We start from the raw sequence: 13900 nt of genomic DNA on the forward strand, positions 1-13900 counted from the left end.
GGTTCAAATCCTGTCCCCGCAACCAAACTCAACAAAAAGCCCGCCCCGGTGAAATCCAGGGCGGGCTTTCGACGTTCCGAAGCCGGCCGCGCCCTTTCCGCATCGGTGCGGCAGGACGACGCCCAAGACTGATCTCCCGAACCGTTGCGGCGGCGGCGAGGCTCAGGATCCGCCCGATCAAGGGCGCGGAGACGCCCCGTATGGCGTCGTAGCCGTCACAGAGCGGGGTGGGCCGATCGGCCAGCGTGCTGCCTCGCCCCTCTCCCGCCTCGATCAGGCCAGGCGCAGGTCGCGGCCGTTCAGACCCTGGGACGCCAACGGGCTGGAATGGGAGGCCGCCTCCCCGCCTCCGCCGCACAACTTCTCCGAGGCTCCGCCGGTGCCGAAGGTCCCGTAGGACTGCCCGATCCAGGCCCCCGAGACCGGGAGCCACCACACGTGAGCGCGAACCCCGCCGCCGAACCCGTCGGCGTGACGCGCGCCGAGCCCTTCGCCACCTTTGGTCAGCAGCGCTGCGCCGCGACGTTGGGCATGGGGGCCTGGCTGCTCACGGAACGGCTGCTCTTCGCCGGGCTGTTCCGCACGGCGCTGATCCTGCGCCTGCTCCATCCGGAGGCGGTGCAGGCGGCGGCCGGGCATCTCAGGTTCTGGATCGTCGCCTTCGCGGCCCTCCACCGGGTCAACCGGTAGGAGGCGGCGCTGCGCAAGCCCTTCCGGACCCTCGGCCCGTCCTCCTCCGGCATAGCCTGCTCACGTCGGTGCGCACCTTTCTGTCGCTGCTTGCCGTGAACGTCGCGCTCGGTGCGACGCGCCCCTTCGAACAGGTCTGGCTCGTCGAGCTCGGGTTGGTCGGTGCATGGCGGCGATCATCATCCGGGTGTCGATGGCGGTCCGCCACGAGCCGCCCCTGGTGCGCCTGTTCGCCGGGGTCGGGTTCTTCTGGGGCGAGATCCTGTTCGGGATGACGCTGACCGCTTCCGTCGCGCGCTGACCCCCTACGCACAAAAATGGCGGGGCTTGCGCCCCGCCGTCATCGGCTCGGGTGGTTCTCGGCCTCGGACCGGCGCGCCGTCCCTCGGGCGTGGCCTCAGTAGGCCGGGCCGCCCGAGGTGGTGCCGTAATTGGCCGTCGGCTTGTTGTTCTGCTCGGCATTGCCGGCCTTGGCTGAGTCGTCGGCGCGGCGGCGGAGCGAGCCGGTGGTCACGTCATCGAAGGCGCCGACGACGCGGCTGCCGGGCGCGGCGGCGGCGGGGATACCAGCCGGGGCGTTGTAGCTCTGCGCGAGGGCGGAGGTGACGGGGGCGCCGAGGGTCAGGACCAGGGCGACGGCGGCGGAAGCAAGACGGGTGTTCATAGTCGTCGTATCCAGCAGTACAGGTCCGGTCTCCGTCAAACATGCGAGGATCATGTCCAAGATGTCCGGGGGCCGTTCTTGTTGGTATGAGCCTGATATAGGACCCGCCCCTCTGGAACGGCGTGCGCTGCAACACCCAGTGCATGCGTTTGGCGCATTTCTCTCGGATGATGTGGTCTCGCCTATGTGTGTGTTGCATCACACGTCGGAGTGGGCGTCGATGTAATGACGCAAGGCGCTGGCCGCATTGAGCATGTGGGCGCGCATCCGCCGGGCGGCCGCCTCGCCGTCGCCCTCGGCGATCGCCGCCAGGATGGCCCCGTGCTCCGCGCGGGAGCCCTGGATGCGGTCCCCGTAGCGCAGCTGCGTCCGGCGGAAGCCCGAGAGGCGGGTGCGCAGGGCCAGCGCCTGCTCCTTGAGGAAGCCGTTATGCGTGGCGCCGTAGAGGGCTTCGTGGAAGCTGCGGTTCAAGCCATCGTAGGCGTCGACGTCGCCGGCCGCGACCATGTCGCCGGAGCGCGCATGCAGGTCCATCAGGTGGGACCGCTCCAGGGGCGTCATCCGGTAGGTGGCGAGCCGCACGCACATCGCCTCGAACTCGGCGGTGGTCTCGAACATGTCCATGATCCGCTCGGGCGTCATGCGCGTGACCACGACCCCCCGGCGCGGGCGCAGCTCCACCAGCCCGTTGAAGGCGAGTTGGCGGAGCGCCTCGCGGACGGGCGTACGCGAGGCGCCGAAGCGGTCGGCGAGATCCTGCTCGTCGAGGGCGGTGCCGGCGGCGAGGTGCCCGGCCGCGATCTCGTCGGTGAGCGCGTTGCGGATCTGGTCCGACAGGAGTCCGCGCTCCGCCACCGGCTCGTCCATCGTGCCCGCGTCCATCATCCGCTCTCCCCCGGTTCGCTCCCTGCCCGCGACGCGCGAGACCCCATCCGTCATCCCACGATGGCCCGAACCGTGAGGTAGAACAGCAACGGACCGACGAGGCAGCCGATTCCGGTGTGGAAGGTCGCCGTCAGCGCGCCGTAGGGCACGCGCTTCGGGTCGGTGGCGGCCAAGCCCCCGGCGACGCCGCTCACCGTGCCCATCAGGCCGCCGAAGGCCATGGCCGAGCGCGGATTGTCGAGACCGATGAGCTGGGCGACGGGGGGGCGACCATGACCATCACGGCCTTGGTGACGCCGGTGGCGATGGAGAGCGCCATCACGGCCGAGTCCGCGCCGAGCGCCGCCCCCGTCACCGGCCCGACGATGTGGGGCACGGCCCCCGCGCCGATCGTCGTGATGCCGACGGCGTCGGTGTAGCCGAAGGCCACCGCCGTCAGGGCGCCGAGGATGAAGGGGATCACGGGGCCGAGGCCTAAGGCCAGGACGCCGAGGAGCCCGGCGCGGCGGGCCTCCGGCACGTCGACCTCGAAGGCGGTGGCCACGATGGCGAAGTCGCGCAGCATCGCCCCGCCCATCAGGCCGATGCCGTCGAAGGCCGGCCGGTCGGCGACGCCCTTCCTGCCACCGGTATAGAGGCCCGCACATAGGCGAGCACCAGCCCGAGGACGATGGCGATGGCCGAGCCGTGGACCCGGCCGGCGGTGAGCCAACGGCTGGCGAGGTTCGAGGCCGGCATCAGGGCGCCGACCGTCGCGAAGGCGGCCACCAGGCCCTGCTCGACGAAGACGTGCTCGATCATGGCCAGCATGGGGTCATGGGACCGTGGCGGCGATGAGCACGATGGGCCCCGCCGCGCACGGCCGCCATCGCGTTCTGCTGCGCGGCCATCGCCACCACGATCGGGATGTACAGGGTCGACCAGAACTCGACCCCCAAGCGTGATGCCGCCGCCGAGCTTGCCCCGGGCGAGGAGCCAGGACCGGGCGGCGATGAGCAGAATCATGGCGAGGCCGACCCCGCCGACATTGGCCTTGACCCCGAGGGCGATGCCCAGCCAGTCGCCGAGGAACACGCCGATCGGGGTGCAGAGCGCCAGGAGCGCGACGCCGAGGATGGTCATCGGGCGTGGCTCCGCGTCGTCGTGACGGGGGACGGCGATCGGAATGCACGGGGCATGGAGCGTTCCTCCTGCGTATTCGGCGATTCGTTTTTAATTGCTCTCAGTATACCGTTGATTGACAGTTTCGCAATTTGGAATACTGATCGAGGGAATGAATCGGGTTCGGCATGTCGTAGGGTGTCGATCGCGGAATGCCGTATACGCAGGCTGTGACGAGGGGGCGGACAGGATGACGGATTGGCGTCAGGAACGCACCGCCCGCGAGGCGCGTCTCGAAAGGGCGCGGCCGCATGCGGACGGCAAGGTCGTGCCGGCGGCCCGGGTCGTCGACCTCCTCGAGGCGATCCTCCGGCCGGGCGACCGGGTCTGCCTGGAGGGCGACAACCAGAAGCAGGCCGATTGCCTCGCCCGCGGCCTGTCCGCCTGCGATCCGGCCCGGGTCCACGACCTGCACATGGTGCAGTCGGGCATCGTCCTGCCCGAGCATCTCGACATCTTCGAGCAGGGCATCGCCAAGCGGCTCGATTATTCCTATTCCGGTCCCCAGGGCGCCCGCATCGCCAAGATGCTGTATGGCGGCCAGATCGAGCTCGGGGCGGTGCACACCTACCTCGAGCTCTTCGCGCGCTACTTCATCGACCTGACACCGAACGTGGCCCTGATCGCGGGCGTCTCGGCCGACCGGGACGGCAACCTCTATACGGGCCCCAACACCGAGGACACGCCCACCGTGGTGGAGGCGACCGCCTTCAAGAACGGCGTGGTGGTGGCCCAGGTGAACGCGATCGTCGACCGCGTGCCCCGCGTCGACATCCCCGGCGACCGGGTGGACTTCGTGGTGGAGGCCGACAGGCCATTCTACGTCGAGCCGCTCTTCACCCGCGACCCCGGCGCCGTGACCGAGACGCAGATCCTGATGGCCATGATGGCGATCAAGGGGATCTACGCGGAATACGGCATCCGCCGCCTCAACCACGGCATCGGCTTCGGCACCGCGGCGATCGAGCTGCTGCTGCCCACCTATGCCGAGCGCCTCGGCCTGAAGGGCCGGATCGCCACCCACTGGGCGCTCAACCCGCATCCGAGCCTGATCCCGGCCATCGAATCCGGCTGGGTCAGCCAAATCCACTGCTTCGGCTCCGAAGTGGGCATGGACAAGTACATCCGCGCCCGGCCGGACGTGTTCTTCACCGGCTCCGACGGCTCACTCCGGTCCAATCGCGCCTTCTGCCAGACGGCCGGCCTCTATGCCTGCGACCTCTTCATCGGCTCGACCCTGCAGATCGACTTGGCCGGCCATTCCTCCACCGTGACCACCAACCGGGTGGCGGGCTTCGGCGGCGCCCCGAACATGGGCTCGGATCCGCACGGCCGGCGCCACCCCTCGGACACCTGGATGAAGGCGGGCCGCGAGGCCGGCGGCACGGGCGACCCGGCGCTCCGGCGCGGGCGCAAGCTCGTGGTGCAGCTCGTCGAGACCTTCGGCGACAAGCTGGTCCCGGCCTTCGTGGAGCGGCTCGACGCCCTGGAACTCGCGCGCAAGCTCAAGCTCGAGCTCGCCCCCGTGATGGTCTACGCCGACGACGTCACCCACATCGTCACCGAGGAGGGCATCGCCAACCTGCTGCTGTGCCGGACCCCGGACGAGCGGGAGCAGGCGATCCGCGGGGTGGCCGGCTACACCGAGGTGGGCCGGGGCCGCGACCACGCGGAGGTGGAGCGCCTGCGCGCCAGGGGGATCATCCGGCGCCCCGAGGATCTCGGCATCGAGCCCCTGGACGCCGACCGCTCGCTGCTCGCCGCGCGCTCGATCAAAGACCTCGTACACTGGTCGGGCGGCCTCTACGAGCCGCCGGCCAAGTTCCGGAACTGGTGAGGATTTTCGCGTCATGGAGAAGCTGAGCTTCCGCCACGCCACCCGGACGGCGCTCCCCGGCACGCGGGCCAGCGCGATCACCGGGGTCGTCGCCTCCGGCAACCTCGAGGTGCTGCTGGAGCGCAACCTCGCCCCCGACGCGTGCCACGTCGAGATCGATACCGCCATCGCCGGGTACGGGGAGGTCTGGGCCGCCGTGGTCGCGGATTTCGTGGCCCGCCGGCAGCCCGGCGGGCTCACCATCACCATCAACGACGGGGGCGCCCGCCCCGACACCGTGTCCCTGCGCCTCGCCCAGGGCGCCCGCCTGATGGAGATGCCGTGATGGACTGGAAGCCCGTCTCCCTCTCTTCCTCGCCCCTCGACCAGAGCTGGTACGAGGCCAGCGCCCGCGCCCGCCTCGCCGGCCTCCTCGACACGGACACGTTCCAGGAGTTCGTCGGGCCCGAGCAGCGGAGGATGAGCCCGCACCTGCCGCTGTTCGACCTGCCGCGCGCCTTCGACGACGGCATGATCGTCGGGCGCGGCCGCCTCGACGGACAGGACGTGCTGGTCGCCGCCCAGGAGGGCCGCTTCATGGGCGGCGCCTTCGGTGAGATCCACGGGGCCAAGCTCGTCGGTCTGCTGCGGGCGGCGCTGGCCGTGAAGCCTGCCGCTCTGCTGATCCTGTTCGACACCGGGGGCGTGCGCCTGCAGGAGGCCAATGCGGGCGAGACCGCCATCGCGGAGATCATGCGGGCGATCACGGTCGCGCGGGCCGCCGGCATCCCGGTCATCGGGCTGATCGGGGGGCGGGCGGGCTGCTACGGCGGCGGCGGCCTCGTCGCCGGCACCTGCGCGCGCCTGATCATCTCCGAAGGGGGACGCCTCAGCGTCTCCGGCCCCGAGGTGATCGAGACCAACAAGGGCGCGGAGGAGTTCGATTCCCGCGACCGGGCGCTGGTGTGGCGCACCATGGGCGGAAAGCACCGGCGTCTCATCGGCGCCGCCGACGCCTTCGTGGACGACACGATCGGGGCGTTTCGGCGGGCCGCCCTGGCGGCGATCCCGGCGGCCCCGGCCTTCGACCTCGCCACGCTCGAGGCCGAGCAGGCCCGGCTGGAGGCCCGCCTCGACCGCTTCGGCGACGCCCGGGACGCCACCGAGATCTGGGGGCGCCTCGGCGTCAACGACCCCGCCGCCGTGCCGGGCCTGACCACCGAGGGCTTCGACGCCCTGCTCGCCCGCCTCCCGGAGGGGCCGCACCATGCCCGATAAGATGCCCCTCGACGCCCTGCTCGCCTCGCTCTTTCCGGCGGGCCACGCCATCACGGTGGCGGACGGCCTGATATCCGGCGATGGACCCCTCGGTGGCGGCCGCCTCGCCGTGATCGGCATCGACGGCGACACGGCGCTGGGCATCGAGGGCGCCTGCTTCCTGGCGGGGCGCGTCCTCGACGCGGTGCGGGCGGGCGGCGGCACGCCCATCCTCGTCCTGATCGATTCCGACAGCCAGCGCATGAGCCGGCGCGACGAGCTTCTCGGCCTCAACGAGTACCTCGCCCATCTGGCCAAGGCGCTGCTGCTGGCCGACGCGCAGGGGCACCCGACCCTCGGCCTGCTCTACGGCCACAGCGCGGCCGGGGCCTTCATCGCCACGGCGCTCGCCACCCGCGTGCTCGCGGCCCTGCCCGGCGCCCATCCGAGCGTGATGGACCTCCCCTCCGTGGCCCGCGTCACCAAGCTGCCCCTGGAGACGCTGCAGGACATGGCCCGCTCGACCTCGGTCTTCGCGCCGGGGCTCGACAACATGGTCCAGACCGGCGCCGTGCAGGCGGTCCTCGACCCCGACAAGCCCCTCGGCCTCCAGGTCGCCGCGCTGATCGCGGACAGCCCGGCGGCCGATACCCGCGACGCGCTGGGCCGTGAACGGGGCGGGCGCCCCCTCGCCCACGACATCGCCGCTCAGGTGGTGCGCGAGGCGCAGGGCCGGGTGCTGCGCGAGGCGCCGGGTGCGTGATGCCGCGCGCCACGACCTGCTCACGGTGGCGCCCGCCGCCTGGGGCCCGCTGCTGGCGCAGCGGCCGGACCTCGACGGGATTCCCCATCTCGCCGATTGGGCCGCGCGCGGCTGGCCCGTGATCGTGCGCCGCCGCGGGCCCGGCGAGGATGGCACCCTGGTTCCGGCCGGGCTGCCGCTGCCGCCCTCCCTCGGCAAGCGCCGCATCGGCCTCACGCTTCTGCCCGCGGCTTTGCGCCCGCGCAGCGGCCTGACCCTGGCCGAGGCGCGGGCGGCCGCGCCCGCCGCCTGGCAGCCCGCCCTCGACGCGCTCCTGGCGCACGGGGCCGCCCATGGTCGCGTGCCCCGGGTGTTCGGTGGTCTGCTCTGGCAGGCCCTGACGGGTCTGCCCTACCTTTCCGCCACCTCCGACCTCGACCTGCTCTGGCCCGGTCCCGTCGGCCCGGCCTTCCTCGACGGCCTCGCCGATCTCGCGGCACAGGCGCCGATGCGCCTCGACGGCGAGATCGGCCTCGCCGACGGCTTCGCCGTGAACTGGCGCGAGCTGCAGGCGGCCGGCCCCGGCGACACCGTCCTGGCCAAGGGCCTGGAGCGGCTGGAGCTCCGGCCCGTTTCGGCCCTTCGCGCCGCCCTGACGCCGGCGGCCTGAGCCATGCCGATGGGTGCCCTCTCGCCGATGCCCGCGGCTCCGTCGAAGACCCGGGTCCCCGCTGCGACTGTCGGCGGCCCGGACGCAATCGCCCGCCTCGCCACGCACTGCCTGCGCCTGGAGCTCGCCACCTATCCCAAGCCAGGCCTCGTCAGCCACGTGGACAGCGGCAGCCATGCCGACATGGATGCGGGCACCTTCCGGGCGAGTGCCTCCGCCCTGGAGCCCTATTTCGCGGATCTGGCCGAGGCTGGCGCGGCCGGGGCCGGGATGGCGCATCTGCGCCGGATCGGCCTCGCGGCGGAGGCGGCGATGCGGGCGGCCACGGGGGGCGTGAACACCCACCGGGGCGCCATCTTCGGCCTGGGCCTCCTCGGCGCGGCGGCCGGCGCCCTGGGGCGGCGTCCGGCGGCCGGGAGCCTTGGCGCCCATGTCCGCGCACGCTACGCCGGTGCCATTCTGGACGGCCCCGAACTGCTGCACGCGCCGGGTGCGCGGGCGCGGCGGCGGCACGGGGTCGGGGGCGCGCCGGCCGAGGCCGCGGCCGGCTTCCCGACCCTCTACGGCACCGGCTTGCCGGCCCTGCGCCGGGCCCGTGCCCGACGTCCCGAGTCGCCCGAGGCGGCGCGGGTGGAGGCCTGCCTCGCCCTGGTCGCGGCCCTCGAGGACACCAACCTCCTGCATCGCGGCGGCCCGGAGGGGTTCGGTTTCGCCCGGGCGGAAGCCGCCCGCTTCCTCGCCGAGGGCGGCATTGCCCGGGACGACTGGGTCTCACATGCGGAAGACCTGCACCGCGCCTTCGTCGCCCGCCGCCTCAGCCCCGGCGGAGCGGCCGACCTGCTGGCCATGACGCTGTTCGTCGACGCCTGGGAGCGACCATGAGCGTCGATCGCCCATGACCCTCGCGGTCCTTCTCTCCGGCCAGGGCGGCCAGCATCCCGGGATGTTCGACCTCACGGCCGCCCTGCCCGAGGCGCAGGGCGTCTTCGCGGCCGCGGCCCCCCTGCTCGGTCAGGATCCGCGCGACCTCGTGCGCTCAGGGAAGGACCTGCACGCCAACCGGATCGGGCAGATCCTGTGCTGCGTGGCTGGCCTCGCCGCCTGGACCCTGGTGCGGAGGGCTCAGGCCGCCCGCGTCGTGGTGGTGGGCTACAGCATCGGCGATCTCGCGGCCTTCGGCTGCGCCGGCCTGTTCGCGCCCGAGACGGTGCTGCACCTCGCCGCCGCCCGCGCCGAGGCGATGGATGCGGCGGCCGGTCCCGGCTACGGCCTCGCCGGCCTGCGCGGCCTGCCTGCCGCGCGGGCCTTCGCCCTGGCCGAGGCGCAGGGGTGCCATCCGGCGATCCGCAACGCCGCCGACAGCGTGGTGGTGGGCGGCCCCGTCGCGGCGCTGGACGCCCTCTGCGCCCAGGCCCTTGCGGCGGGCGCGGCCCGGGCCGTTCGCCTGCCCGTCCACATTCCCTCGCACACGCCGCTCCTGGCCGAGGCCTCGGCGCGCTTCGCCGAGCGGCTGGCGCAGGCTCCCCTGGCGACCCCGCCGCGTCCGGCCCCGCGCCTCCTCAGCGGCCTCGACGGAGCGGCGGTGTTCCGGCCGGAGGCGGGCCTGCCCAAGCTTGCCGCGCAGGTGGCGCAGACCCTGGACTGGGCCGCCTGCCTGGAGGGCGTTGGTGAGTTCGGCGCGACCCGGGTGCTCGAACTCGGCCCCGGCCACGCCCTCGCCACCATGGCCCGCGCGGCCCTGCCCGAGGCGCGGGTTCATGCGCTGGAGGACTTTCGCCAGCCCGCCGGCGTGGTGCAATGGATACGCGACGGGGCCTGAGCGCCCCTGATGGAGTGGAATGCCACGATGCAGTACCGCAATCTCGGCCGCTCGGGCCTCAAGGTCTCGCCGCTCTGCCTCGGCACCATGATGTTCGGCGGCCCCACCGACGAGGCCACCGCCGGCCGCATCATCGACAGCGCCCGGGGCGCCGGCATCAACTTCCTCGACACCGCCGACGTCTACAACGAGGGCCGCTCCGAGGAGGTGGTGGGCCGGGCGCTTCGCCGGGACCGCGAGGCCTGGGTGCTCGCCACCAAGGTCGCCAACCCGATGGGACCGGGCCCCAACGACCGGGGCTTGTCGCGCGCCCACGTGCTGCGCGCCGCCGAGGCCAGCCTGAAGCGGCTCGGCACCGACGTGATCGACATCTACTACCTCCACAAGGAGGACCACACGACGCCGCTCGCCGAGACCATCGGCGCCATCGCGCTCCTCGTGCGCCAGGGCAAGATCCGTTACTTCGGCGTCTCCAACTACCGGGCCTGGCGGGTCGCCGAGATCTGCCGCCTGTGCGACGACCTCGGTATCGACCGGCCCGTGGTCAGCCAGCCTTACTACAACGCCCTGAACCGGATGCCCGAGACCGAGCACCTGCCGGCCTGCGCCCATTACGGCCTCGGCGTGGTGCCGTACTCGCCGCTGGCCCGCGGCGTGCTCACCGCCAAATACGATCCCGATGCCCCGCCCCCCGAGGGCACCCGCGCGGGGCGCCAGGACACCCGCATGATGCAGACGGAGTGGCGCCCGGAATCCCTGGTGATCGCCCGGATTTTTCAGGACCATGCGGCCGCGCGGGGCCTGACGGCGGGGCAGTTCGCGGTGAACTGGGTGCTGGCCAACCGCACCGTCACCTCGGTCATCGCCGGGCCGCGCACGGAGGCGCAGTGGGACGCGTATCTGGGCGCGCTGGGCTACACCTTCACGGACGAGGACGAGGCCCTCGTCGACGCCCACGTCGTCACCGGCCACTCCTCGACGCCGAGCTACAACGACCCGGCCTACCCGATCGAGGGCCGCGTGCGGGGCTGAGGGCGTTCCGCAGGGATCCCCCCGAGTCCGCTCGCGTGTCCCTCCCCCGCAAGGGATCGGGACACGCGTCGTCGCCGAAAGGGCGTCGTTCGCTTAGCCCTGCGTCTCGGCCAGATGCAGCGCCACCAGGGCATCGAAGCTGGCATCGCCCTCGAAGCCCAGGTCCAGGGCGCGGCGCGTGTCGAAGGCCTCCGGCCAGGTCTCCACGATGGCCTGGATGGCCGGATTCGGTTCGCGCCGGATCAGCGCCACCGCTCTGTCCCCGCCCACGCGGCGCAGGGCCTCGATCTCGTCGGCCACCGTCGCCGAGATTCCCGGCATGGTCAGGCTGCGGCGCAGGCCGAGGGGCGCGAGGTCGATGCGGGCGGCATGCAGGAGGTATTGCGTGGCCGAAAGCGGGCTGGCGAACCAGTGGCGCACGGTATCGGGCACCGGCAGGATCGCCTCCTGGCCGGCCAGCGGCTCGCGGATGATCCCGGAGAAGAACCCGGACGCCGCCTTGTTCGGCTTGCCCGGCCGCACGCAGATGGTGGGCAGGCGCAGGCCGATGCCGTCGAGGAAGCCGCGCCGGCTGTAGTCGGCGAGCAGCAGTTCGCCCATCGCCTTCTGGGTGCCGTAGGAGGTGGCCGGCGTCAGGATCATGTCGTCCGGGATCACGCCCGGGAGCGGCGGCCCGAACACGGCCAGCGACGAGGTGAAGACCACGCGGGGACGATAGCCCTCGGCGACATGGGCCTGCCGGATGGCCTCGAGGAGCAGCCGGGTGGCGTCGAGGTTGACCCGGTAGCCCTTCTCCAGATCGGCCTCCGCCTCGCCCGAGACGATCGCCGCGAGGTGGAAGATCACGTCCGGTCGGCCCGCGATGGCGGCCTCCGCCGCGCCGGGCACGGAGAGGTCGGCGGCAGCCGTGACGACGGAGCCGGTGAAGCCCGCCGGGGCGGTCGGCTCCACCACGTCGACCAGGGTGAGGGCGCGGGCATCGCCCTGCGTGGCGAGGGCGTCGGTCAGGCGCCGGCCGATCATGCCGGCGGCGCCGAGGATCAGTGCGTGCATGGGTCGTCCTTTCAGGCTCAGCGCATCAGGTCGAGGGCGCGGGAGAAGAAGTCGCGGCCGCCGAAATTGCCGGATTTGAGGGCGAGCAGCATGGGCTCACCCTGCCCCATCGTGCGCAGCACCGGCACCCCGGCGGCGATCTCGGGCCCGAGGCGGAAGGCCTTCAGCCCGAGCCGGTCCACGACCGCCCCCGACGTCTCGCCGCCCGCCACCACGAGGCGGCGCACGCCGTGCGCCACCAGGCCTTCCGCGATGCGGGCCAGCGCGTCCTCGAGGGCGTGGCCGACCCGGTCGCCGCCGTGGCGCGCCTGGAGGGCCCGCACGGTCTCGGGCTCGGCGCTGCTGGCGATGAGGACGGGGCCGGCGCCGACGTGCTCGCCGGCCCAGGCCAGGACGGCCGCGATCTCGGCCTCGGTCTCGGCCTCTCCGACGAGCATCCGCTCGGGGTCGAGGCGGCGCACCGGCATCAGGGCCTCGGCCGCCGCGATCTGGCCGAGGGTCGCCTGTGAGCAACTGCCGGCGAGGCAGGCGGAGAGCCCCCCCACGGGCGCGCCGAGATCCGCCGCGCTGTCCGGCGCGGCGGCACGCCCGGTCGCGACCAGGGCCCGGGCGAGGCCGAGGCCGAGGCCCGAGGCGCCCACCGACACCCGGTGGCCGAGCGCCGCCGTGCCCAGGGTCTCGAGGTCGGCCTCCACCACCGCATCCGCGATGGCCGCGCCGATCCCCTCGGCAGCGAGCGCGTCGAGGCACGCGGCGACGGCGTCCGGCCCCTTCGCCACGGTGGCGAAATCCACCAGACCCACGGGCGACGCGCTCTGGCGGCCCAGCACCCGCACGAGGTTGGCGTCCCGCATCGGGTTGAGGGGATGGTCCTTGAGCGGGCTCTCGTTCAGCGGCACCGCGCCGACGAACAGGTTGCCCTGGTAGACGGTGCGCCCCGTTTCCGGGAAGGCGGGGGTGACGAGGGCGATGGCCTCGCCCGCCTCGCCCCGCAGGGCGTCCAGGACGGGTCCGATATTGCCCGCGTCGGTGGAATCGAAGGTCGAGCAGATCTTGAACAGGACGTGGGCGGCGCCCCGTCCGCGCAGCCAGGCCTCGGCCGCGCGGGTGCGCGCCACGGCTTCCGCGGCCGGGATGGAGCGGCTCTTCAGGGCCACCACCACGGCCTCGACACCGGACAGATCGAGGTCGTCGGCGGGGATGCCGATGGTCTGCACCGTGCGCAGGCCCCCCTTGCTGAGCGTGTTGGCGAGGTCCGAGGCGCCGGTATAGTCGTCGGCCACCGATCCGAGGGCGAGGCTCATCGGGTGCCCTCCCGGACCTGCGAGGCGCGGTAGGGCTCGAACCAGCCCAGGCCCTCCCCGGTGCCGCCGGCCGGGTTGTACTCGCAGCCGACGAAACCCGCGTAGCCGAGGTAGTCCAGTTCGGCGAAGAGGAAGGCGTCGTTCATCTCGCCGGTGCCGGGCTCGTTCCGGGCGGGGACGCTGGCGGTCTGGACGTGCCCGACCATCGGCATCAGGTCGCGCAGGCGGGTGGTCACGTCCCCGTGCAGGATCTGGCAGTGGTAGAGGTCGAACTGCAGCTTCAGGTTCGGCAGGCCCAGGTCGCGGATGAGGTCGGCGGCCATGTCGAAGTCGTTGAGGAAGTAGCCCGGCATGTTGCGGGCGTTGATCGGCTCCAGCACGAGGTCGAGGCCTTCGCGGCCGACGCGCTCGGCGGTCCAGGCCACGGCCCGGCGATAGGCGTCCTGCGCCGCCGGATCGCGCGCATCCGCCATGCCGGCCATGAGGTGGAGCCGGGCGACGCCCGTGGCCTTGGCGTAGGTCAGGCCGGTCTCGACGCCCGCCTGCAGCTCGGCGAACCGGTCCGGCAGGGCGGCGAGGCCGCGCTCGCCCGCCGCCCAGTCGCCCGGCGGCAGGTTGAACAGGGCCTGGGTCAGCCCGAACCGCGCCAGGCGCTCGGCGATGGCCTCGGGCGGATGATCGTAGGGGAAGAGGAACTCCACGGCGGTGAAGCCCGCCTCCGCGGCGGCGGCGAAGCGGTCGAGGAACGGCCGCTCCGTGAACATCAGCGTGAGATTGGCGGCAAAACGCGGCATCGGCTCTTCTCCC

16 protein-coding genes and 2 pseudogenes are annotated in these 13900 nt (G+C 72.8%); 10 read left to right on the forward strand and 8 right to left on the reverse strand.

Annotation, left to right across the window (positions count from 1 at the left end; all coding sequences use genetic code 11):
• Positions 1–273: 273 nt before the first annotated feature.
• Positions 274–438, reverse strand: a complete 165-nt coding sequence (locus AC6EUL_RS20510) for a hypothetical protein (protein WP_156653252.1) — start codon at positions 436–438, stop codon at positions 274–276.
• Here AC6EUL_RS20510 and AC6EUL_RS20515 point away from each other — a divergent pair, their 5' ends adjacent.
• The gene (locus tag AC6EUL_RS20515) at positions 439–690 is read left to right on the forward strand and encodes a hypothetical protein (RefSeq protein ID WP_162239154.1); all 252 of its coding nucleotides are present in this window, start codon (positions 439–441) and stop codon (positions 688–690) included. It begins immediately after the preceding gene.
• A gap of 166 nt (positions 691–856) precedes the next feature.
• Positions 857–991: a hypothetical protein gene (locus tag AC6EUL_RS20520; RefSeq protein ID WP_499872361.1), complete on the forward strand. Its 135-nt coding sequence runs from the start codon at positions 857–859 to the stop codon at positions 989–991.
• A 96-nt stretch (positions 992–1087) separates the two neighbouring features.
• Here the strand turns inward: AC6EUL_RS20520 and AC6EUL_RS20525 are convergent, their stop codons facing one another.
• From AC6EUL_RS20525 to madL, 4 genes and pseudogenes are all read right to left on the reverse strand, one after another.
• Positions 1088–1354, reverse strand: a complete 267-nt coding sequence (locus AC6EUL_RS20525) for a hypothetical protein (RefSeq protein WP_056216654.1) — start codon at positions 1352–1354, stop codon at positions 1088–1090.
• 198 nt (positions 1355–1552) lie between these two features.
• Entirely contained in the window at positions 1553–2221 is a 669-nt protein-coding gene (locus tag AC6EUL_RS20530; protein ID WP_407067268.1) for a GntR family transcriptional regulator, read from the reverse strand.
• A gap of 68 nt (positions 2222–2289) precedes the next feature.
• Positions 2290–3049, reverse strand: a pseudogene (gene madM / locus AC6EUL_RS20535) (malonate transporter subunit MadM).
• 16 nt (positions 3050–3065) lie between these two features.
• A pseudogene (gene madL, locus AC6EUL_RS20540) lies at positions 3066–3361 on the reverse strand (malonate transporter subunit MadL); the annotation flags it as partial.
• A 229-nt stretch (positions 3362–3590) separates the two neighbouring features.
• Between madL and mdcA the strand changes: the two are divergent.
• From mdcA to AC6EUL_RS20580, 8 genes are read left to right on the forward strand one after another with little or no spacing between them, the layout of a single operon-like run.
• Entirely contained in the window at positions 3591–5237 is a 1647-nt protein-coding gene (gene mdcA, locus AC6EUL_RS20545) for a malonate decarboxylase subunit alpha (protein WP_056216650.1), read from the forward strand.
• 13 nt (positions 5238–5250) lie between these two features.
• Complete coding sequence (gene mdcC, locus AC6EUL_RS20550; protein ID WP_056216648.1) at positions 5251–5562, forward strand: malonate decarboxylase acyl carrier protein; 312 nt, start codon at positions 5251–5253, stop codon at positions 5560–5562.
• Positions 5562–6494 (forward strand): biotin-independent malonate decarboxylase subunit beta, encoded by a 933-nt coding sequence (locus tag AC6EUL_RS20555; RefSeq protein ID WP_056349515.1) that lies wholly within the window; start codon positions 5562–5564, stop codon positions 6492–6494. Before mdcC ends, AC6EUL_RS20555 begins: the two co-directional genes overlap by 1 nt.
• A gap of 1 nt (position 6495) precedes the next feature.
• Positions 6496–7236: a biotin-independent malonate decarboxylase subunit gamma gene (mdcE, locus tag AC6EUL_RS20560; RefSeq protein WP_499872401.1), complete on the forward strand. Its 741-nt coding sequence runs from the start codon at positions 6496–6498 to the stop codon at positions 7234–7236.
• The gene (gene mdcG, locus AC6EUL_RS20565) at positions 7229–7885 is read left to right on the forward strand and encodes a malonate decarboxylase holo-[acyl-carrier-protein] synthase (protein WP_499872362.1); all 657 of its coding nucleotides are present in this window, start codon (positions 7229–7231) and stop codon (positions 7883–7885) included. The genes mdcE and mdcG overlap by 8 nt, the downstream gene beginning before the upstream one ends.
• A gap of 27 nt (positions 7886–7912) precedes the next feature.
• Positions 7913–8767: a triphosphoribosyl-dephospho-CoA synthase MdcB gene (gene mdcB, locus AC6EUL_RS20570; RefSeq protein ID WP_499872403.1), complete on the forward strand. Its 855-nt coding sequence runs from the start codon at positions 7913–7915 to the stop codon at positions 8765–8767.
• A 13-nt stretch (positions 8768–8780) separates the two neighbouring features.
• A complete protein-coding gene (locus tag AC6EUL_RS20575; RefSeq protein ID WP_056216638.1) occupies positions 8781–9704 on the forward strand; it encodes an acyltransferase domain-containing protein in 924 nt (307 codons plus the stop codon).
• A gap of 27 nt (positions 9705–9731) precedes the next feature.
• Positions 9732–10736 carry an aldo/keto reductase gene (locus AC6EUL_RS20580; protein ID WP_499872405.1) on the forward strand — a complete coding sequence of 335 codons (1005 nt, stop codon included), beginning with the start codon at positions 9732–9734 and terminating at the stop codon, positions 10734–10736.
• Positions 10737–10829: 93 nt separating this feature from the next.
• Here the strand turns inward: AC6EUL_RS20580 and denD are convergent, their stop codons facing one another.
• From denD to otnI, 3 genes are read right to left on the reverse strand one after another with little or no spacing between them, the layout of a single operon-like run.
• A complete protein-coding gene (gene denD / locus AC6EUL_RS20585; RefSeq protein WP_499872363.1) occupies positions 10830–11789 on the reverse strand; it encodes a D-erythronate dehydrogenase in 960 nt (319 codons plus the stop codon).
• A gap of 17 nt (positions 11790–11806) precedes the next feature.
• The gene (otnK, locus tag AC6EUL_RS20590; protein ID WP_499872365.1) at positions 11807–13093 is read right to left on the reverse strand and encodes a 3-oxo-tetronate kinase; all 1287 of its coding nucleotides are present in this window, start codon (positions 13091–13093) and stop codon (positions 11807–11809) included.
• Positions 13090–13887, reverse strand: coding sequence for a 2-oxo-tetronate isomerase (otnI, locus tag AC6EUL_RS20595; protein ID WP_499872367.1), 798 nt, complete (start codon positions 13885–13887; stop codon positions 13090–13092). Before otnI ends, otnK begins: the two co-directional genes overlap by 4 nt.
• Positions 13888–13900: the final 13 nt, after the last annotated feature.

The sequence above is a fragment of the Methylobacterium sp. 001424705 genome, from assembly GCF_059816145.1.